We start from the raw sequence: 18,443 nt of genomic DNA, 5'->3' as shown, positions 1-18,443 counted from the left end.
TGGTATACTTACAGCGAATCCCCGAACCATCATCTATTGGTTTAGGGATTCGTTTATTTCATTTGCTTTTGGCTTCTGTCGGTTCACTTCAACCGCTTTAAAAAAGGATTAACTTCGCCTGTTAACAAGTCTCTTTCCTCTTTTAGTTGATATTTAAAAGACGTCGATTTCTTTGCGTGAATTCCTGCTTTAATTACTACAAAAAGTTGTTCAATTGAAGAAATTTGACTAATTTTTGAATTTTTAAAATTTCTATGGATTTATATGGTTATTTGTGTATAATTTAACCATAGAATATTTTGCATAAAAGTTCTATTAATGCTATATGTGAGAAAGGATGTTGAATATGTTAGCAAAAGCAAAAACATCTCATGAACTATCACATACAACAATGGCTTTTATTGCAACTGAGATTGATGATTCATGGGGAACTTTGATTTACGAAGAAGAAAGAGAGGAGCCAATCATTGTAAACACCCCTCCGGGTAAGCTAATGGAAGCAGCTTACCGTTATTATGGTGAAGAACTTGTGGCACGATTCGATGGTGCCAAGATATTATGTGACTTTAATAATAAGCCCCCAATAGCGATTAGTGTAACCCATCATTTTTATTTTTTTCCGACACATTCATCTACTAACCCATACTGTTCTTGGTTTTCCCATACCCATATAAGAAAGATAACAAAGGCAAAATACGGTGGTTCTGAAGTGTGTTTCCGAGATGGACGCAAGTTGATGGTGCCTGTTTCAGAAGGTATTATGCTCAATCAATTACACAGAACAGCCCAATATCGCTTTATGCTTGGTGAACAACTAAAACCTGTTCACCAAAAAGAAGCATTAAATGCACTTATTAAAGCTTTAGGCTATCCAACAATTTAGCCTTATCTCTGTGTGAAGTAACCTCGTATCACGTTGATCGTGTGTACGAGGTTATTTGTTTAATGTCTTACAGTACTAAAAATTGAGTGCCCCTAAACTTTTGATGAAAATGACCGAAAAAGTAGTAAAGGTGGGAAGTTTTCTCATTACTCAATGGGTGGTGATGAACATCTCGTTGTTTGGACTTCATGGGTTAAAAGATCGGTGTGGTCTTTAGGACGATGCATCATTAACTCTGATAAAATCTGTTCTACTTTCTTCCGAAGCGTCGGATTAAAGTAATTGCGTTTTTCCTCTCTCTTCTCACAAACAAATAGGTAAGCTGTGAAAGTATCATTTTTTTCTAATGGTATGACTTGTATTTTTTGATCGTACATATATTTGCGTAGTTGTTGCCGCTCTTGAAAAGCTCTTGCCTCCATTTGTTTAAATAGGAGGAGATAAGGGCTTTTGATTTTTATTTTTGTTTTGTTTTCGATGACATCAATCTCTCTTTTAATAACGGTAATAGCCATCGATAAAAATAAAAATCGAGTTGCTAGTGCATATTCATGGTCTGCCAAATAGCGCATAAAGGCACCTCTTTTCTTTTTAGGGAACGTACGTTCTTATTATAAGTGAAAAAGATTAAAAAGAAAAGTGTTACAATTTTAATTTTTTGGGGAATAGATAATAATAAGAAAAGGTAGTGATGGGTTTGAATAATCGCTTAAGTCTAAGGGACGGTTGGATTGAGGGGTGGATAGATTGACAACAGAACACACGATCACGATGGAACAGGTACGAGAGCTCCTTGAAACAAACCAGTATGATGTACTCGTAGAGCGCCTTTTATTTATATATGAAGGCTTTGGCCCCTTACCAGGTATTCTGCTTCCGTTTATTGAAACATTTCTACCCTTCTTACCTTTAACCGTTATTGTCATGACGAATGCTGCTGCTTATGGATTGTTAAGAGGGTTTCTATATTCTTGGATCGGCGAATCTTTAGGCTCGATAGTCGTGTTTTTAATTATCCGTCGTTTCCGTCATATAGCTGTACTGAAATGGATTCATACGAATAGACATGTACAACGTGTGACAGGTTGGCTAGAAAGGCGTGGCTTTGGACCATTATTTTTGCTGTTATGTTTTCCATTCTCGCCTTCATCCGTTATTAATTTAGTTGCCGCTTTATCAAAGGTAAGTTTATTACAGTTTACATTGGCTATTTTATTAGGGAAAACGGTGATGATTTTCTCGTTGGCTTATGTGGGAAGTAGTATCGTATCTTTTGCTGAGCATCCGACACGCACTATATTAATAGCAATAGGTATTTCACTGTTTTGGTTGCTAGGCAAACAAATAGAAAAAATTTTATTTAAAAAAGGTGAGATCGATACGCTAGAAAAACGTTAGTTGATGGGGTTAGGAGGAGAAGCATTTATGAAAAGGGTGAATCAGTATTGGCATATAATGAAAGTTATCATGGCGTGTATTCTTCTTTTCCTTTTTCTCAATACATACGTATTTACCGGTTTCCTTGTAGATGGCCGGTCGATGGAACCGACGTTAGCCGATGGACATATGGTTATGGTGAACGAAATGATATATACTTATCAACCAATTGATCATTTTGATGTGATTGTTTTTCAACATCAAGATGGAGGTTATTTTGTTAAACGCGTTATTGGTTTGCCTGATGATCAAATAGAAATGAAAGATGGCTCCCTGTATTTAGATGGAGAAAAAGTCGACGAACCTTATACTGACGATGTAACTGAACAAATGTTAATTGATGATTTCACATTAGTGGATTTAACTGGGGAATCAGAAGTACCTGAAGGTCAGTTGTTTGTTTTAGGTGATAATCGAATGAAAAGTTTGGATAGCCGTTCATTTGGTTTTATTAACGAATTTGATGTGTTAGGCAAAGTCGATATTCGTTATTGGCCGATGTCTCAAATAGCTACTCTATTTAACCATTAACCATTATTGTGCTAAAACCAAGTGCTCTGCTAAGCACTAGATATAATCCAAAAAAGTTGACATTAAAATCAACTTTTTTTTAATGGAGCTTTATTTTATCACAGCTAAGCGTCCCAAAACGCACATCTCAAAATAGAGAATGGCGCCAGCTCATCTACTCAGGCGTAAGCTGACCGGCGCTGTTGCCTTGATTCACGCAACGACCGATCAGTGGGGGAAGAGCAAAAGCCCCATTGATTGAAGGCTGGCTTTATATGTTATCGGCACAAGTATCAGGGGAAGGTTTGATGATGTATCAAAGAAAAGAATATGTTAAAATAACAATAACAGAACAAATATTCGTTTTTTACTAGACAGTAATAGAGAGCAAAGTGTGTCGGGGAGAATGAATCTTACAAACTGATGAAGGAGAGGGGGAGATTAATATGGCGTTACGCGTGTTAGTCGGTAAACCGACTGTCTCGAAAAGTAATCATTGTATTGCTGAAATAAGAAGACAGTTAATGACAGAACCTTATGGTAAACCGATTATTTATTTGGTTCCCGATCAGATGACTTTTCAACAAGAATATAAATTGTTACAAGATCACCGCGTTAAAGGAAGTATACGAGCACAAGTTTTAAGCTTTTCTCGCCTTGCCTTTCGTGTGATGCAAGAATGTGGTGGTATGACTAAGGCGTTTATTAGCTCAACAGGTATTCAAATGATGCTAAGGAAGATTATTGAGCAAAAGAAAACAGATTGGAAAATATTCCAAAAATCAATTGAGAAGAAAGGATTCATTGAACAGCTTGAAGCGATGATGACTGAATTTAAACGCTATCGTGTCACCCCGGATATGCTAGCGATACATGTAAACGAAGGTGAACAAAGCCAAGCCAATCAAGCTCTAAAGCATAAACTGGAAGATTTGTATTATCTTTATCAATCGTTAACTGATGCTTTAGCTCATCAATACATTGATACCGAAGATCGTTTAGCTTTACTTGCTAAAAAGATTCCAGAGTCTGATTACCTCAATGGTGCTACTGTTTATGTGGATGGCTTCCATCGTTTAACACCTCAAGAACAAGAGGTGATAGGTCAATTAATGAAGGTAACGCAAGATATGACTTTTACTTTAACATTAGATATGACAAAAGAGATAGCCCCTAACCAAGTTGACATCTTTAGTCAGACAAAAGAAACGTTAAGTGTATTACAAACATTAGCCGCTGACTACGGGCAACCCTTGACTATTGAACTAATCGATGAGAAAGAAAATGTGACACCATATATGGATCATTTAGCCAACCATTTTGATCAGCGACCATCGCCTCCTCATCGAGGGAAAGTACCGATTCAACTCGCTTGTGCGGTGCATCCACGTGCTGAAGTTGAAGGTGTAGCACAAGAGATGCTAAGTATGGTGAGGGACCGTGGGTATCGCTATCGAGACATGGCCATCCTTATTCGTGACGGTGAGCTTTACCATGATTTAATTAAGACTATTTTTGAAGATTATCAAATTCCGGTGTTTATTGACGAAAAAAAACCAATGCTTCATCATCCGCTTATTGAGTTGATTCGATCAGCACTCGATGTTATTTTAACCAATTGGCGTTATGATGCTGTTTTTCGTGTATTAAAAACAGGCTTAATCCCTCCGGCAGATGACACTTATCCCCTTGATCAAGATGCAATTGATACACTAGAAAACTACGTTTTAGAATATGGAGTGCGAGGTAGAAAGCAATGGTTAAGTCATCAACCTTGGTTGTTTCAGCGTTTTAAAGGTTTTGATCAAGCGACTCAAACAGATCAAGAACGGTTGATTCAACAAAAAATTAATGCTTACCGAAATCAAGTGGTTGCGTCAATGGGCGATTTTGATCAAGCCATTCGAGAAGCGGGTACGATTAAGGAAAGAACCATCGTCTTATATGAGTGGCTTGAGCAATTAGGGGTCAATAAGGTGCTGGAGACATGGCAAACGCAGTTAGATCAGGAGGGGAAGGTTGAACAAGCAAGAGAACAAGAACAAGTATGGCAAGCCGTGATTCATTTATTTGATGAAATTGTTGAAATGATCGGCGAAGAAAAGTTGTCATTGCAACTCTTCCAGCAAACTTTGGAGTCAGGATTAGATACATTAACTTATGCGCATGTTCCACCAACACTTGATCAAGTAGTTGTAGGTTCAATAGATCGTTCACGTTTAACACAAGTTAAAGTTAGTTTTTTAGTTGGTGTCACTGAAGGTATGTGGCCGATGAAGCCAGGAGTTGATACCGTCTTATCAGAAGATGAACGGTACCAGCTTCAGACATATGGCATCACATTAGCAGAGAGCGAAACACAGCAGCTCATTGATGATTGGTTCTATATTTATTTAGCTGTAACTTTAGCTACTGAGCGGTTGTGGCTTAGTTACCCATTAAGTGATACAGAGGGAAAGGCAAAAACACCTGCATCACTAATAAAACGTATCCAAAGTTTATTTCCTGACATAGCCGATCCAGTTCTGTTACAAGATCCAGAAGAGATGGTTGAAGCTGAACGCTTTATTACGACACCAGCAAAGACTTTATCAGCCTTGACAGCCCAACTTGCCAAGTACCAACGTGCTTATTCGATCGATCCCGTTTGGTGGAGTGTATTAAACTGGTTTTTAGAGCGGAAGAAAGAAGAAGCAATTGCGAACACGTTAGAAAGTCTGTTTTACAAAAATCAACCCGTCTCTTTAAGCAAAGAGACAACGGGACAGTTATACAATAAAACCTTGACAGCCAGTGTATCGCGTATGGAGATGTATCATCGCTGTTCGTATCAACATTTTGCTCAATATAGCTTAAATTTGGCAGAACGAAAAACGTATAAGCTCGACGCGCCAGACATAGGCCAACTTTTTCATGAAGCATTAAAAAAAATCACGGAATGGGTCCAACAAGAAGGACGTTCTTTTAGTGATTTAGGTAAAGATGAAGCTAACGATTATGCGATGCGTGCCATCAATCAGCTGGCTCCTATATTGCAACATCAAATTTTGCATAGTTCAAACCGCTATCAATATATGCAGAAAAAGCTTGAGCAAATTATTGCTAGAGCAACGTATGTTTTGAGTGAACAATCACGTAAAAGTCAATTCTCACCAGTCGGTTTAGAGGTTGGATTTGGCCTGCCAAACAGCCCGTTATCTCCTGTTCAAATGGCACTCCCGAATGGTTATGAATTAGTGTTGCGCGGTCGGATTGATCGTGTTGATCAAGCGAAGTGGGATGATCAACTTTATTTGCGTATTATAGATTATAAATCAAGTGCTAAAGGCCTGAATTTAGTTGAAGTTTATTATGGATTAGCACTACAAATGCTAGCGTATCTTGATGTTATTTTGATGAATTCAGAGAATTGGCTAGGTATGAAGGCTTCGCCAGCTGGTGTTTTATATTTTCATGTTCATGATCCTATCCTCAATGAACAGCATGCATTAAGTCAATCAACATTAGAAGAGAAATTGTTCAAAAAATATAAAATGCAAGGTTTATTAGTTGATCAAGAGCACGTTGTACAAATGATGGATGCCGATTTGGAGACTGGAATGAGTCCTGTTGTGCCAGCAGGTTTAAAGAAAGATGGCACCTTTAGAAGTGGTTCGCAAATTGCAAGTACAGAAACGTTCCAAACCTTGCAAAACTATGTGCGTCAGTTAATGACACAAGCAGGCTTGGCGATAACAGAGGGTGAAGTGGCACTTAATCCCTATCAACAGGAGCAAAAAACAGCTTGTGAATTTTGCGCTTTTAAGTCAGTATGCCAATTTGATGCAAGTTTACCTCATCATCATTATCGCAAATTGCCTAATGTGAAGGATGAGATGATTATAAAAAACATGATCGAAAGGGGGCAAAGTTGATGCCACAATGGACAGAAGCGCAAAGTCAAGCGATTTATATGTCGGGAAAGGAAACCTTAGTGGCTGCTGCTGCTGGATCAGGGAAAACAGCGGTATTGGTTGAGCGTATTATACAAAAAATATTAAATCAAAAACAGCCGATCAATATTGATCAATTACTTGTCGTCACTTTTACAAATGCAGCAGCACAAGAAATGCGTCATCGTATTTCGCAAGCGCTCGAGCAGGCGCTAGAGGAAAGACCGGATTCAGCACATTTAAAACAGCAGTTGACATTATTACAGCAAGCTTCTATTTCAACCTTGCACTCCTTTTGCCTTGATTTAATTAAACGGTATAGCTATTTATTAGATATTGACCCTGCATTTCGTATTGCCGATCCTATTGAGGCTGATCTATTAAGACAGGAAGTATTGGAGTCTTTATTTGAAGAATGGTACGGAAAATCATTTGAAGAGCAAGAGACATTTTTTCAAGTGATTGATCGTTTTTCAAATGATCGCAGTGACCAAGAGGTAGAAACACTTATTTTAAAGCTTTATGATTTTGCCATACAAAATCCTTGGCCAGATCAGTGGCTAGACGAGATTGCTGATCAATATGATCTAGCGAGCGAGGTTAAAGAAGAGCAACTTGAGTGGTTAACTATTTTAAAGGATAGTGTTGGACAACAATTACAGGCAGCAGAAGCAGATATAGGCCATGCACTAGATATAACAAAACAAAGTGATGGTCCTTACCATTATGCAGAGGCGCTTGAGTTAGATCTTTATACGATACAAACATTAAAAGCTAAATTAAAGATAGGATGGGATCAAACCCAAGAAGCCTTTCAAACCCTTGCTTTTAAAGCATTATCAAGGAAAAAAGTAGATGGAGATGAAAATAAAAAAGAACAAGTGAAAACCATGCGCAATCGCGTAAAAAAACGCTTGACTGATATAAAAGAACAGTTGTTTACGCGGCCACTTGAAGCTTATCTGGCTGATGTGCGAGGGCTTTATCCAACGATAAAGCAATTGATTGATTTAGTGAAGAAATTTAAAGTAGCTTATCAACAGTTGAAAAAAGAAAAAGGTTTAATCGACTTTTCAGATTTAGAGCATTATGCTTTAGCGATCCTAATTGATGATGACTTAAGATTGGAAGTCATTGAGCCATCAAATATCGCTAAATTAATCCGCACTAAATATGAAGAAGTATTGATTGATGAATACCAAGATACAAATATGGTTCAAGAAACGATTTTAAAACTTGTTACGAAGGAATCGCCAGGGAACTTATTTATGGTTGGTGATGTGAAGCAAAGTATATATCGTTTTCGTCATGCTGAGCCATCATTGTTTATTAATAAGTATAAGCAATTCGCTCAAGATCATCAATTGGGTCATCGCATTGATTTGTCCAAGAACTTCCGAAGTCGCGAAGAAATTTTAACAGCTACTAACTATATTTTCAAGCAATTATTAGATGAACAAGTTGGGGAAATAAACTATGATCAAGAAGCTGAATTAGTCTATGGAAATCTAAGCTATAATGAGGCCCCCCAAGAGGATGTAGAGGCAGAACTGATGATTATTGATCGGTCCAATAAATCAGCTCCTACAAATGACGAGCAAATCGAGTCTAATGAAGACTTAGCTAAAGCAGAAATTGAGGGGCGCGCATATGCGAAGCGCATTAAAGAATGGATTGGAACGGATGGTGGAGAACCTAGGCTAATCGTTGATAAAGAGATGGGCATGAGCCGCCCAGCAGCTTATCGTGATATCGTTATTTTATTGCGGTCAATGACTTGGGCGCCAGCGATTATGGATGAGTTAAAGAAACAAGGGATACCGGTTTATGCCGAACTGGCTACCGGTTATTTAGAAGCGATTGAGATTCAAGTTATGTTAAGTTTGCTAAAAGTAATTGATAATGCAAAGCAAGATATTGCGCTAGCAAGTGTTCTAAAATCACCACTCGTTGGTATTGATGAAGAAGCATTGGCTCAGATCCGTTTAGCTGACAAAAAGGCATCTTACTATGAAGCATTACAAACCTTCTTAACAACGCTTGAAACCGGCCGATTAAAACAGAAATTAACGGGTTTTTTATCGAAGTTATCAAAATGGCGCTCACTAGCACGACAAGGGAGTCTGTCTGACCTTATTTGGCAAATCTATCGGGAGACAGGATATTATGACTTTGTAGCCGGTATGCCAGGGGGGCGACAAAGACAGGCAAATTTGCGTGCATTATATGATCGAGCGAGGGGCTATGAACAAACGTCATTTCGTGGATTATTCCGGTTTCTTAGAATGATTGAGCGGATGGAGGAGCGTGGCGAAGATTTAGGGGCAGCTCGAGCCTTAGGGGAGCAAGAAGATGTGGTCCGGATTACGACAATCCACAAAAGTAAAGGACTTGAATACCCAATTGTTATTTTAGGGGCGATGGACAAACCTTTCAATATGCAAGACCTACGACAACGCTATCTACTTCATAAGGATCTTGGTTTTGGTAGTAAATTTATTGATCCCGTTAATCGTATTATGTACCCTACGCTGATTTATCACGGTATTAAACAATATATTCAAAAAGAATTATGGGCTGAAGAAATGCGTGTCCTTTATGTTGCACTTACACGTGCCAAAGAAAAGTTAGTCATGGTTGGTACAGTTAACGCGTTTGAAAAAAAACAGGAAAAGTGGTTAGAAGTACTTGAGCATAAAGAATGGACACTACCAAATGCACTTCGTTTAGAACTAAACACATACATGGATTGGGTCGGAGTTAGTCTAATCCGACATAGGCATGCTGATCTCCTTCGTGGTGAAAGGCAGACACCAAAAATTCCATTATCAATTTGGGAAGATCAATCGCAATGGAAAATCACGGTTTCCTATGCTCAAGATTATCAGGATCCTGTAAGCGATGAACAGCAAAGTACGATAGATTTAGAAACGACGATCGCTCAAGCTAAACCCATTAAGCATACATCAAAAGAACATGATGAAAAAGTACTTGAGCGTTTGGAATTTCAATATGCTTACAAGCAAGCGACACGTCACCGTGCTAAACAGACGGTAACAGAAATTAAGCGTCAACAAGAACAGATCGATGAAAATGCAGCAACAGACATCATTCGTTCATTTCGTCCACCAATTGTTGAACGCCCTATATTTATGCAAGAAAATCGACAAATCAGTGGGGCTGAACGTGGAACAATAACCCATACGGTTATGCAACACCTCCCGTTTCGACAAGAGTGGGACCAGCAACGTATTAGTGAGTATATTAACCAATTGGTAGACAAGGAAATTTTGACAAGTGTTCAAGCACAAGCAATTGATAAATTAGCGATTGCACGCTTTTTTGACACGGAGCTCTTTAATTGGATTAAGCAGGCTAAGGTGGTTGAACGAGAGGTTCCGTTTAGCTTGCTGATCCCTGCTCATGAAGTTTATCAAGACTGGGATCAAAGAACAGAAGAAGATTTGTTTGTTCAAGGTATTATTGATTTGCTTATTGAGACAGAACATGGCTGGATTATTATTGATTACAAAACAGATCGAATCCCTGATTATAATAATCAACAGAAGCGGGATGAGATCCTTACATCGCGGTACCAAACACAAATTGATCTCTATACGCGAGCAATAGAAACCGTCTTAAATATAACAATAAAAGAAAGATACCTTTACTTTTTTGAACAAGCACTTGTTCTTCAAGTATAGAAAAAGGGCTGGCATCATTTTTATTATGTCCCAGCCCATTTCTAATTGTTTAGCATATTTGCTTATCAACCCAACTTTCACACATGAAAGTTGGGTTATCAATTATAATAATCTTGGTTATCGATATTAAGACTTAAACCCAGTGATAATATTTTTGATAACACTATCGACATCAGCGCCTTCAATTTCTTCGCGCGGAATAAAATGTTGTACTTTATTGTCATTTAAAATCGCAATCGAAGGAGAAGACGGTGCAATATCTCCGAAGTATTCTCGCATTTTAGCGGTGGCTTCACGATCTTGTCCCGCAAATACGGTTACTAAGTGATCAGCGCTAACACCACCTTCATTAACGGCATAAAGCACAGCTGGTCGCGCTAGACCACCAGCACAGCCACATACAGAGTTAACAAGAACAATCGACCGTCCTGTTACATCTGTCATGAATTGATCAACGTCCTCTACTGTTGTCAACTCTCGAAACCCATTTTCTGTTAGTTCGTCTCGCATAGGTTGTGAGACTTCACGCATATAAGCTTGGTATGCATCCATTAATCATTCACTCCTTTTATCATCATCATAGCTTAATGTATCGTTAAGATAAAGGAAATTGCCAAATGACCATGACATAGATTGCTCAGTGATCATTAAGGCGTTCCCCTCATTTATTCTAACACATTTGTATAAAAACTTAGTAAACTTTTAACTTTTAAATCAATAGGCAATTGACAGATTCTCAATTGATGATAGAATAGAGGTACCTAATTGATAATGAATCTCATTATCATACAACTATTTTTAGAAGGATTTTTTTATGAAGCTGAAGTATATTATACCCATTTTAATCATTTTATCGGTACTTTCTGTGTTTATCGGTGTTGTGCCTCTAAATCCATCAGATCTATTTTCCTTATCAGAGCAACAAATCCAAATTATCTGGATCAGTCGTGTGCCACGTTTGTTAAGTATAATGATGGCTGGTTTTGGTCTGAGTATTTGTGGCTTGATTATGCAACAGTTAAGTCGTAATAAATTTGTATCACCAACTACTGCTGGAACAATGGATTCTGCCCGCTTTGGTATACTAATCGCAATGATGTTGTTTGGTAGTGCTACACCGATGCAACGCATGCTAGTTGCATTTATTTTTTCACTTGTAGGAACTTTTATATTTATGAAAGTTCTTGATAAAATCAAGTTTAGAGATCCAGTCTTTATTCCACTCGTGGGTTTGATGTTTGGTAGTATTATCAATTCCATCACTACTTTTTTTGCCTATCAAAATGATTTAATCCAAGATATGGCTTCATGGTTACAAGGGAATTTTGCCCTGATCCTTCAAGGGCGATATGAAATGCTTTATATGAGTATCCCATTGGTGATATTCGCTTATGTATTTGCTAATCGCTTTACCATAGCGGGTTTAGGAGAAGATTTCTCGAAAAATTTAGGCCTAAATTATCGTCTCGTTGTGAATGTTGGGCTAACGATGGTCGCACTGATTACATCAGTTGTTTTATTAACGGTTGGAATGATACCGTTTCTTGGTTTAATTGTGCCCAACTTGGTATCTATTTACCATGGTGATCATTTAAAGAATAGTTTGCCACATACCGCTTTATTAGGTGCAACCTTTTTATTAGCATGTGATATTTTAGGAAGAGTAATTATTTTTCCTTATGAGATAGCTATTGGTGTGGTTGTAGGGGTAATTGGAAGCTTTATCTTCCTGTATCTCGTCATGAGGAGAAATGTCTATGAGTAATCGAATGAAGCTAACTTTACTTGCTGTATTTGCCATATTGTTTATTGTGATCTATTTATTTGCTGGCCTTCAAGGGAATTGGAGTTATATCTTATCACGAAGAGCTAGTCGAATAGTAGCTATTGTCATAACCGGTGCTGTTATAGCTGTTGCCACGATTGTTTTTCAAACGATTACGAACAATCGCATTCTAACCCCCGGTTTAATTGGATTAGGTTCTTTGTATCAGTTGATTCAAACCTTTATTATCTTTTTTTATGGCTCGACGAGTTTAACAGCAACTGACCAAAATATAAATTATTTATTATCGGTAGCAATTATGATTTTTTTTGCTTTAATACTATTCCAGATATTATTTAAAAAAGGACATAATATTTATTTCTTATTACTTATTGGCTTAATTTTCGGGACGTTCTTTCAAAGCTTATCAACATTTATGCAAGTTTTGATTGATCCAAACGAGTTCTTAAACGTACAAAATCGGATGTTTGCCAGTTTTAACAATGTCCAAACAGATTTATTATATATGTCGATTCTTTTTTTAACGATAGTATTTATCTATTTCTTACGTTTTTATAAATATTTAGATGTCCTCTCTTTAGGTAAAGAACATGCGATCAATTTAGGTGTTGATTACAATTATTTGGTTAGACGATTGATGATTGTGGTAGCGATCTTAATTTCTATCGCAACAGCACTCGTTGGACCGATTATGTTTCTTGGTATTCTTGTTGTAAATGTTTGTTATGAAATGTTTAAGACATATCGACATGCTGTGTTATTATCGGGTGCTATATTAATTAGTATTATTGCACTTGTTGGCGGACAACTCATTGTTGATCGAATATTCGCTTTTTCTACAACGTTAAGTGTGATTATTAACTTAATTGGAGGCGTCTATTTCCTATATCTTATATTAAAGGAGAATCGTACATGGTAGAGATAAAAGAAGTTGCAAAAAAATACGGTGAAACATTCGTTGTGGATCATGTATCGATGACCATTCCTCAAGGTAAAATAACATCCTTTATTGGTCCGAATGGGGCTGGGAAGAGCACACTCCTTTCGATAGTTAGTCGACTTATAGCTAAAGATCATGGGGAAGTTTTAATTGATGGTGAAGAAGTGAGTATTGCAAATAATAAAGAACTGGCTAAAAAATTATCGATTCTAAAGCAGTCAAATCATATCAATGTTCGACTGACGGTTAGACAGTTGGTGAGTTTTGGGCGTTTTCCATACTCTCAAGGGAAATTAACTGAATTCGACCAAAAAATGATAGATAGTGCACTCACTTATATGGAACTTCATGAAATGGAAGATAAGTTTTTGGACCAATTAAGCGGTGGGCAGAAACAACGTGCTTATATCGCGATGGTTATTGCCCAAGATACCGATTATATATTGCTTGACGAACCTTTAAATAATTTAGATATGAAGCATTCTGTCCAAATTATGAAGGTGCTTAGAGGTTTAGTAGATGATCTAGGGAAAACGGTCATCATTGTGTTACATGATGTTAATTTTGCATCGGTTTACTCTGATCATATTGTCGCTTTAAGAGATGGCAAGGTTATTAAACAAGGCGAGACGCATGCGATCATCAATAATGGTGTATTAAAACAAGTATACGATATGGATATTAAAATACAGGATATTGACCAATGTCGTATATGTCTCTATTTTACTTGATTGATCACAGCTAACCGTTCGTAAAACATCCTCCCTCCAAAATAGAGCGTAGAGATCATCTAATTAGGTGGGAGATAACGGGAGTTAATGTTCTGATTCTCTCAAGGTCATCAGTGAGAGAATAATGTAAACACCGGCTGATTGAAAGTTTGTTTTATTAACTATGTTTTAATTAAGATTGTGCTTATAAAGTCACACTATAAAAACAACAGTTGGGCCCAAATAGTAAGCTGTATTAATGGTGTAGACTGGACAACAATACAATCTATTTAAATAAAATATTATGAGATAAGGGGTTATTAATAATGAAAAAGATCATGTTATTTATGTTACTAGTGATGTTAGCTGTTTTTGCAGTAGCATGCGGTTCAGATACAGAAGATACAACAGGTACGACAGACAATGGTGAAGTACAAGAAGATTCGAATGACCAAGAGGAAGTAGATGAAGGACCAAGTGAAATTGAGGTTGAACATGAACTAGGAACGACAACTGTTCCAACAAACCCAGAGACAGTAGTGGTGTTTGACTTTGGTACAGTAGATACATTAGATTATTTAGGTGTTGATGTTGCAGCTGTTCCACAGGCCAATATTCCAAGTTATCTTGACCAATTTGAGGCAGATACCTATGAAAATGCAGGAACATTATTCGAACCAGATTTTGAAACGTTAGCTAATCTTGATCCTGATCTCATTATTATATCAGGTCGTACATCAGAAGCTTATGATGACTTAACTGACCTGGCACCTACTATTTATATGGGTGTTGACGAAAGTGACTATATGTCATCGTTTGCTGATAATGTGTCATTACTTGGTGAAATTTTCAATAAACAAGACGAATCTCAAGAAGCTATTGAGCAAGTTAATGCTGATTTAGAAGACCTTGTAGGTGATGTTCCAGAAGATGAAAAGGGGCTTATTGTCCTAACAAATGATGGTGCCCTTAATGCTTATGGACCTGGATCGCGATTTGGCATTATTCATGATGATTTTGGAATAGAACCCGTTGCCTTAGATATTGAGGCAGCAACACATGGCCAAAGTATTAGTTTTGAATATGTAGCTGAGATGGATCCTGATTACTTATTTGTAATGGATCGTAATGCCGTAACGGGTGGTGATTATACAGCTTCAACGACGTTAGACAATGCGTTGATTAATCAAACAACAGCAGCTCAAGAGGATCAAATTGTCTACTTAACACCAGATTATTGGTATCTATCAAGTGGTGGTGTCGAATCTGTTACACAAATGATTGCAGAAATTAAACAAGGTATAGAATAAAAGAAATGGGAGGTAAACCAAATTGTGGTTAACCTCCTTTTTTACTAGTTCGAAAAGCTTATTTATTGAAAATGTCATAAAAAAAACTTAATTTATCCGACCTTTCTACCGAAAATAGAAGTAGCAAGAAAAAGAGATAGGTATTAAGACTTAACAGAAAGAGCTATTAAGTCTTAGGGGGAGGAGAATTATATTGGCAACTGGAGATAAGAACATCAATGAAATTATTAAAGAGGTCTATAATGGGACGATTTATGCAGTAAAAAAAATTGTCCCACTTGAACCAGAGGTTGGTGCACCACAATTAATAGAGCCACCGCTACTTGTTAAGTTTGGTGTTATGATTGGTTTTACTGGGGGTATTAAAGGTGAGCTCGTTTTGCAATCAACGGATGCTTTTTTCAGTGAGATTGGCGAATTAATGTTTGGTATGCCTTTATCAGAAGAGATGCTTGAGTCATTTGCTGGTGAACTTGGTAATATGATAGCTGGTAGTTTGGCGACTTATTTAGCAGATGTATCGATTGTAACAGACATTACACACCCTACAGTATTAAAAGGCGATGCTAAGCTATCCGGCTTTAAGCGGGCACTATTAGTAGAAATTAATTATCATGCTGACCAAAAAATGGCTGTTCACTTACTACTAAATCAATAACTTAGTAGCTAGGACATAAATCATTATTGATTTATCTAGCTAAAGCGGGTATCCTTAAACATAAGTACACATGTCTAGGTCAAATTGACGATAGTAAGGTCTACTATTTTAATAGTAAAGGAGTAAATGTATGAGTACTGAAAAATATATTGTTTTTCAATTAAAGGGCCAAGAATATGGTGCAAGTATTCAGCAGATTGTTTCAATTGAGAGATTACAAGAAGTCGTATCCTTACCTCAAGTATCTACTTTCATTGAAGGTATTACTAAATTACGTGGTGAAGTAATTCCCGTGATTGATTTGAAAAAGAGAATGGACTTGCCTGATTCAGAACAAACAGATCAATCGCGTATGCTTGTATCTTTAGTTGACGATCTTTCAGTTGGTTTTATAGTTGATGAGGCCTCTGATGTAATTGATATTGATCAATCGATTATTGAACCTGCACCAACAACGATTAAAGGTGTAAATGCCAATTTTTTACATGGTGTAGCTAAATTAGATGATCGTTTATTATTATTAATTGATTTAGCTTATGTATTAAACTACGAACAATTAAATGAAGTAAAACAAGTTGTAGAAGAAGAATAAGACTTAGAAGGAGAGATAGAAATGGCTCGTGTATTAGTAACTGATGATGCAGCGTTTATGCGTATGCAATTGAAAAATATTTTTGAATCACTCGGACATGAGGTAGTAGGTGAGGCTGAGAACGGACAACATGCTATTGAATTATACAATGAACTTAAGCCTGAACTTGTTACAATGGATATTACTATGCCGGAAATGAACGGTGTAGAAGCAGTAAAAGAAATTAAAAAGGATCATCCAGATGCAACGATTGTTATGTGCTCTGCGATGGGACAACAGCAAATGGTGTTAGAAGCAATCCAAGCTGGCGCCAAAGACTTTATTGTTAAACCGTTTGATCAAGAACGGATTAAACAAGCTCTAGAGAAAATCTTTTAATCAAGATTTAAGGGAACTTATCATTATTAAAGCGCAAAAGAATAGTGAAATCTTTTGCGTTTTGTTCATTTATTATTAAGCAAATATACATACAAAAGGGGCGTTATTAATGAAATCAAAATCAAATGTTTTTATTTTAACTACAATAGTAAGCGTTCTCTATCTTTTAGCATTTGGTTATGGCGTGTTCACATTAGATATATTAGATCAACTAAGCCTAGACCACTTATTAGTGATCGTAGCTGCCATTATAGTTAGCTATGGGCTCGTTTTCTTAATAGGAAAGCCTCAACAAAAAGATCTTAAATTATTAGAAGAGCGCTTAACTGTTTTAGCTAGTGAGGATATGGGGGATATGCCAGAGGGAACGATTAGCAATAAAGAACTCCATGATATAGACAGGACAATTAATGAGGTTCATGAAAACTTTAAAAAAATGTACAATTTTATTTCTAAATTAACGGACCAAATGAATATACAAACAAATACGCTTAATAATAGTGTCAATGTATTAAATGAGGATAGCCAAAACATTTCAGTTACCATGCAAGAAATATCAAGCGGTGCTGATGAGCAGGCACAATCAGCAGCGACCTTGACGGAGACGATGCAACAGTTTACCAATACGATTATGACCGTTTCATTAAACGGGGAGAACATTAAGGGCGAATCTAAAAAAATGCTTGATATCACGACTGAAGGCCGTGAGCTCATGGATCAATCTGTAGATAAGATGATGATCATTGACAAGACCATTAAACAGTCATTAGATAAGGTAAGAGGTTTAGATGATATGACATTAAAAATCACTAAGCTTGTGACTGTCATACAGGAAGTTGCGGAACAAACCAATTTACTAGCTTTAAACGCTGCTATTGAAGCGGCTCGCGCAGGAGAGCATGGTAAAGGCTTCGCTGTTGTCGCTGATGAAGTTCGTAAACTAGCTGAACAAGTCAGTTTATCTGTTAATGATATTACAACGACAACAACTGGTATTCAAGAAGAATCAACAGCCGCTGTTTCGGTATTAGAAGAAGGTTATCAAGCTGTAACTGAAGGTTCTCAACAAATTCAAACAACAGGTGAAACCATTAAAGATTTAAACACCATCATTAACAATATGGAATCAGAAATTACCGGTATTGCAAATTCCCTTTATGATGTATTGGATGGGACCAAACTAATTAATGATTCGATTACTAATATTGCCAGTGTATCTGAAGAGTCAGCAGCAGGTATTGCAGAAGCAGATTCAGCAGCTGAACGCCTATCACAATCAGTTAATCAGATTAAAGCAATGCAGGAAAATTTTGAGAAAAACATTGCTGATTTGTTTATGTAGTTAACCATACTTATAATAGATTTTTAAAAAGGGAGCTCACTGCTTAAATGAGTCTCCCTTTTTGATTTTTTTTGCTCCAATATGCTAGTGAAGGATAAAATGTCACAAAGGAGCAGGATTCGTCGCTGTTGAAATTTCAAAGAGCTAATGATAAGAAAAAGCTACTACCTTAACTGGAAATTAGGCTATTACCGTCCGTTATTACCGACCTATATAAATATAATCGTGTTCTCTATTTTAAGGTGGGTGTTTTACGGACGG

15 protein-coding genes are annotated in these 18,443 nt (G+C 37.0%); 13 read left to right on the top strand and 2 right to left on the bottom strand.

From position 1 onward, the window contains the following. Nucleotides 1–346: 346 nt before the first annotated feature. On the top strand, nucleotides 347–883 hold the full coding sequence (locus tag B494_RS0110745; protein ID WP_017472403.1) for a competence protein ComK: 537 nt from the start codon (nucleotides 347–349) through the stop codon (nucleotides 881–883). Nucleotides 884–1,029: 146 nt separating this feature from the next. Here B494_RS0110745 and B494_RS0110740 read toward each other — a convergent pair whose 3' ends face one another. Continuing rightward, entirely contained in the window at nucleotides 1,030–1,455 is a 426-nt protein-coding gene (locus B494_RS0110740) for a YhjD family protein (RefSeq protein WP_017472402.1), read from the bottom strand. Nucleotides 1,456–1,630: 175 nt separating this feature from the next. Here B494_RS0110740 and B494_RS0110735 point away from each other — a divergent pair, with 175 nt between their 5' ends. The 4 genes from B494_RS0110735 to addA all read left to right on the top strand — a co-directional run bounded on the left by B494_RS0110735 (nucleotide 1,631) and on the right by addA (nucleotide 10,466). Next, nucleotides 1,631–2,281 (top strand): TVP38/TMEM64 family protein, encoded by a 651-nt coding sequence (locus B494_RS0110735; RefSeq protein WP_017472401.1) that lies wholly within the window; start codon nucleotides 1,631–1,633, stop codon nucleotides 2,279–2,281. Nucleotides 2,282–2,308: 27 nt separating this feature from the next. Continuing rightward, nucleotides 2,309–2,851, top strand: a complete 543-nt coding sequence (gene lepB / locus B494_RS0110730; protein ID WP_017472400.1) for a signal peptidase I — start codon at nucleotides 2,309–2,311, stop codon at nucleotides 2,849–2,851. A 425-nt stretch (nucleotides 2,852–3,276) separates the two neighbouring features. After that, complete coding sequence (gene addB, locus B494_RS0110720; protein ID WP_017472398.1) at nucleotides 3,277–6,744, top strand: helicase-exonuclease AddAB subunit AddB; 3,468 nt, start codon at nucleotides 3,277–3,279, stop codon at nucleotides 6,742–6,744. Continuing rightward, entirely contained in the window at nucleotides 6,744–10,466 is a 3,723-nt protein-coding gene (addA, locus tag B494_RS0110715) for a helicase-exonuclease AddAB subunit AddA (protein ID WP_017472397.1), read from the top strand. The genes addB and addA overlap by 1 nt, the downstream gene beginning before the upstream one ends. A 126-nt stretch (nucleotides 10,467–10,592) precedes the next feature. Here addA and B494_RS0110710 read toward each other — a convergent pair whose 3' ends face one another. Beyond that, nucleotides 10,593–11,018, bottom strand: coding sequence for a BrxA/BrxB family bacilliredoxin (locus tag B494_RS0110710; protein WP_017472396.1), 426 nt, complete (start codon nucleotides 11,016–11,018; stop codon nucleotides 10,593–10,595). A 262-nt stretch (nucleotides 11,019–11,280) separates the two neighbouring features. Here B494_RS0110710 and B494_RS0110700 point away from each other — a divergent pair, with 262 nt between their 5' ends. The 8 genes from B494_RS0110700 (at nucleotide 11,281) to B494_RS0110665 (ending at nucleotide 18,182) form a co-directional block, all read left to right on the top strand. Next, entirely contained in the window at nucleotides 11,281–12,231 is a 951-nt protein-coding gene (locus B494_RS0110700; RefSeq protein WP_017472394.1) for an ABC transporter permease, read from the top strand. Further along, nucleotides 12,224–13,171, top strand: a complete 948-nt coding sequence (locus B494_RS0110695) for an iron chelate uptake ABC transporter family permease subunit (protein WP_017472393.1) — start codon at nucleotides 12,224–12,226, stop codon at nucleotides 13,169–13,171. Before B494_RS0110700 ends, B494_RS0110695 begins: the two co-directional genes overlap by 8 nt. Then, on the top strand, nucleotides 13,165–13,923 hold the full coding sequence (locus B494_RS0110690) for an iron ABC transporter ATP-binding protein (protein ID WP_017472392.1): 759 nt from the start codon (nucleotides 13,165–13,167) through the stop codon (nucleotides 13,921–13,923). The genes B494_RS0110695 and B494_RS0110690 overlap by 7 nt, the downstream gene beginning before the upstream one ends. A gap of 305 nt (nucleotides 13,924–14,228) precedes the next feature. Continuing rightward, complete coding sequence (locus B494_RS0110685) at nucleotides 14,229–15,212, top strand: siderophore ABC transporter substrate-binding protein (RefSeq protein ID WP_017472391.1); 984 nt, start codon at nucleotides 14,229–14,231, stop codon at nucleotides 15,210–15,212. A gap of 193 nt (nucleotides 15,213–15,405) precedes the next feature. Continuing rightward, nucleotides 15,406–15,870 carry a chemotaxis protein CheX gene (locus B494_RS0110680; protein WP_017472390.1) on the top strand — a complete coding sequence of 155 codons (465 nt, stop codon included), beginning with the start codon at nucleotides 15,406–15,408 and terminating at the stop codon, nucleotides 15,868–15,870. Nucleotides 15,871–16,000: 130 nt separating this feature from the next. Then, complete coding sequence (locus B494_RS0110675; protein WP_017472389.1) at nucleotides 16,001–16,462, top strand: chemotaxis protein CheW; 462 nt, start codon at nucleotides 16,001–16,003, stop codon at nucleotides 16,460–16,462. Nucleotides 16,463–16,483: 21 nt separating this feature from the next. Further along, nucleotides 16,484–16,840: a response regulator gene (locus tag B494_RS0110670; RefSeq protein WP_017472388.1), complete on the top strand. Its 357-nt coding sequence runs from the start codon at nucleotides 16,484–16,486 to the stop codon at nucleotides 16,838–16,840. A 109-nt stretch (nucleotides 16,841–16,949) separates the two neighbouring features. Next, nucleotides 16,950–18,182 carry a methyl-accepting chemotaxis protein gene (locus tag B494_RS0110665; RefSeq protein ID WP_017472387.1) on the top strand — a complete coding sequence of 411 codons (1,233 nt, stop codon included), beginning with the start codon at nucleotides 16,950–16,952 and terminating at the stop codon, nucleotides 18,180–18,182. Nucleotides 18,183–18,443 lie beyond the last annotated feature (261 nt).

This window comes from Amphibacillus jilinensis Y1, assembly GCF_000306965.1.
Taxonomy (GTDB): Bacteria; Bacillota; Bacilli; order Bacillales; family Amphibacillaceae; genus Amphibacillus_C; species Amphibacillus_C jilinensis.
Note: the sequence above shows the minus strand (reverse complement) of the source record. Positions and strands in the feature narration are given on the sequence as shown.

Bases quoted from the DNA above. Each gene is read 5' to 3' on its own strand.
- addB (WP_017472398.1), top strand. From the start codon at position 3,277: ATGGCGTTACGCGTGTTAGTCGGTAAACCGACTGTCTCGAAAAGTAAT.
- lepB (WP_017472400.1), top strand. From the start codon at position 2,309: ATGAAAAGGGTGAATCAGTATTGGCATATAATGAAAGTTATCATGGCG.
- B494_RS0110690 (WP_017472392.1), top strand. From the start codon at position 13,165: ATGGTAGAGATAAAAGAAGTTGCAAAAAAATACGGTGAAACATTCGTT.
- B494_RS0110695 (WP_017472393.1), top strand. From the start codon at position 12,224: ATGAGTAATCGAATGAAGCTAACTTTACTTGCTGTATTTGCCATATTG.
- B494_RS0110665 (WP_017472387.1), top strand. From the start codon at position 16,950: ATGAAATCAAAATCAAATGTTTTTATTTTAACTACAATAGTAAGCGTT.
- B494_RS0110745 (WP_017472403.1), top strand. From the start codon at position 347: ATGTTAGCAAAAGCAAAAACATCTCATGAACTATCACATACAACAATG.
- B494_RS0110670 (WP_017472388.1), top strand. From the start codon at position 16,484: ATGGCTCGTGTATTAGTAACTGATGATGCAGCGTTTATGCGTATGCAA.
- B494_RS0110685 (WP_017472391.1), top strand. From the start codon at position 14,229: ATGAAAAAGATCATGTTATTTATGTTACTAGTGATGTTAGCTGTTTTT.
- B494_RS0110710 (WP_017472396.1), bottom strand. From the start codon at position 11,018: ATGGATGCATACCAAGCTTATATGCGTGAAGTCTCACAACCTATGCGA.
- B494_RS0110700 (WP_017472394.1), top strand. From the start codon at position 11,281: ATGAAGCTGAAGTATATTATACCCATTTTAATCATTTTATCGGTACTT.
- B494_RS0110675 (WP_017472389.1), top strand. From the start codon at position 16,001: ATGAGTACTGAAAAATATATTGTTTTTCAATTAAAGGGCCAAGAATAT.
- B494_RS0110740 (WP_017472402.1), bottom strand. From the start codon at position 1,455: ATGCGCTATTTGGCAGACCATGAATATGCACTAGCAACTCGATTTTTA.
- addA (WP_017472397.1), top strand. From the start codon at position 6,744: ATGCCACAATGGACAGAAGCGCAAAGTCAAGCGATTTATATGTCGGGA.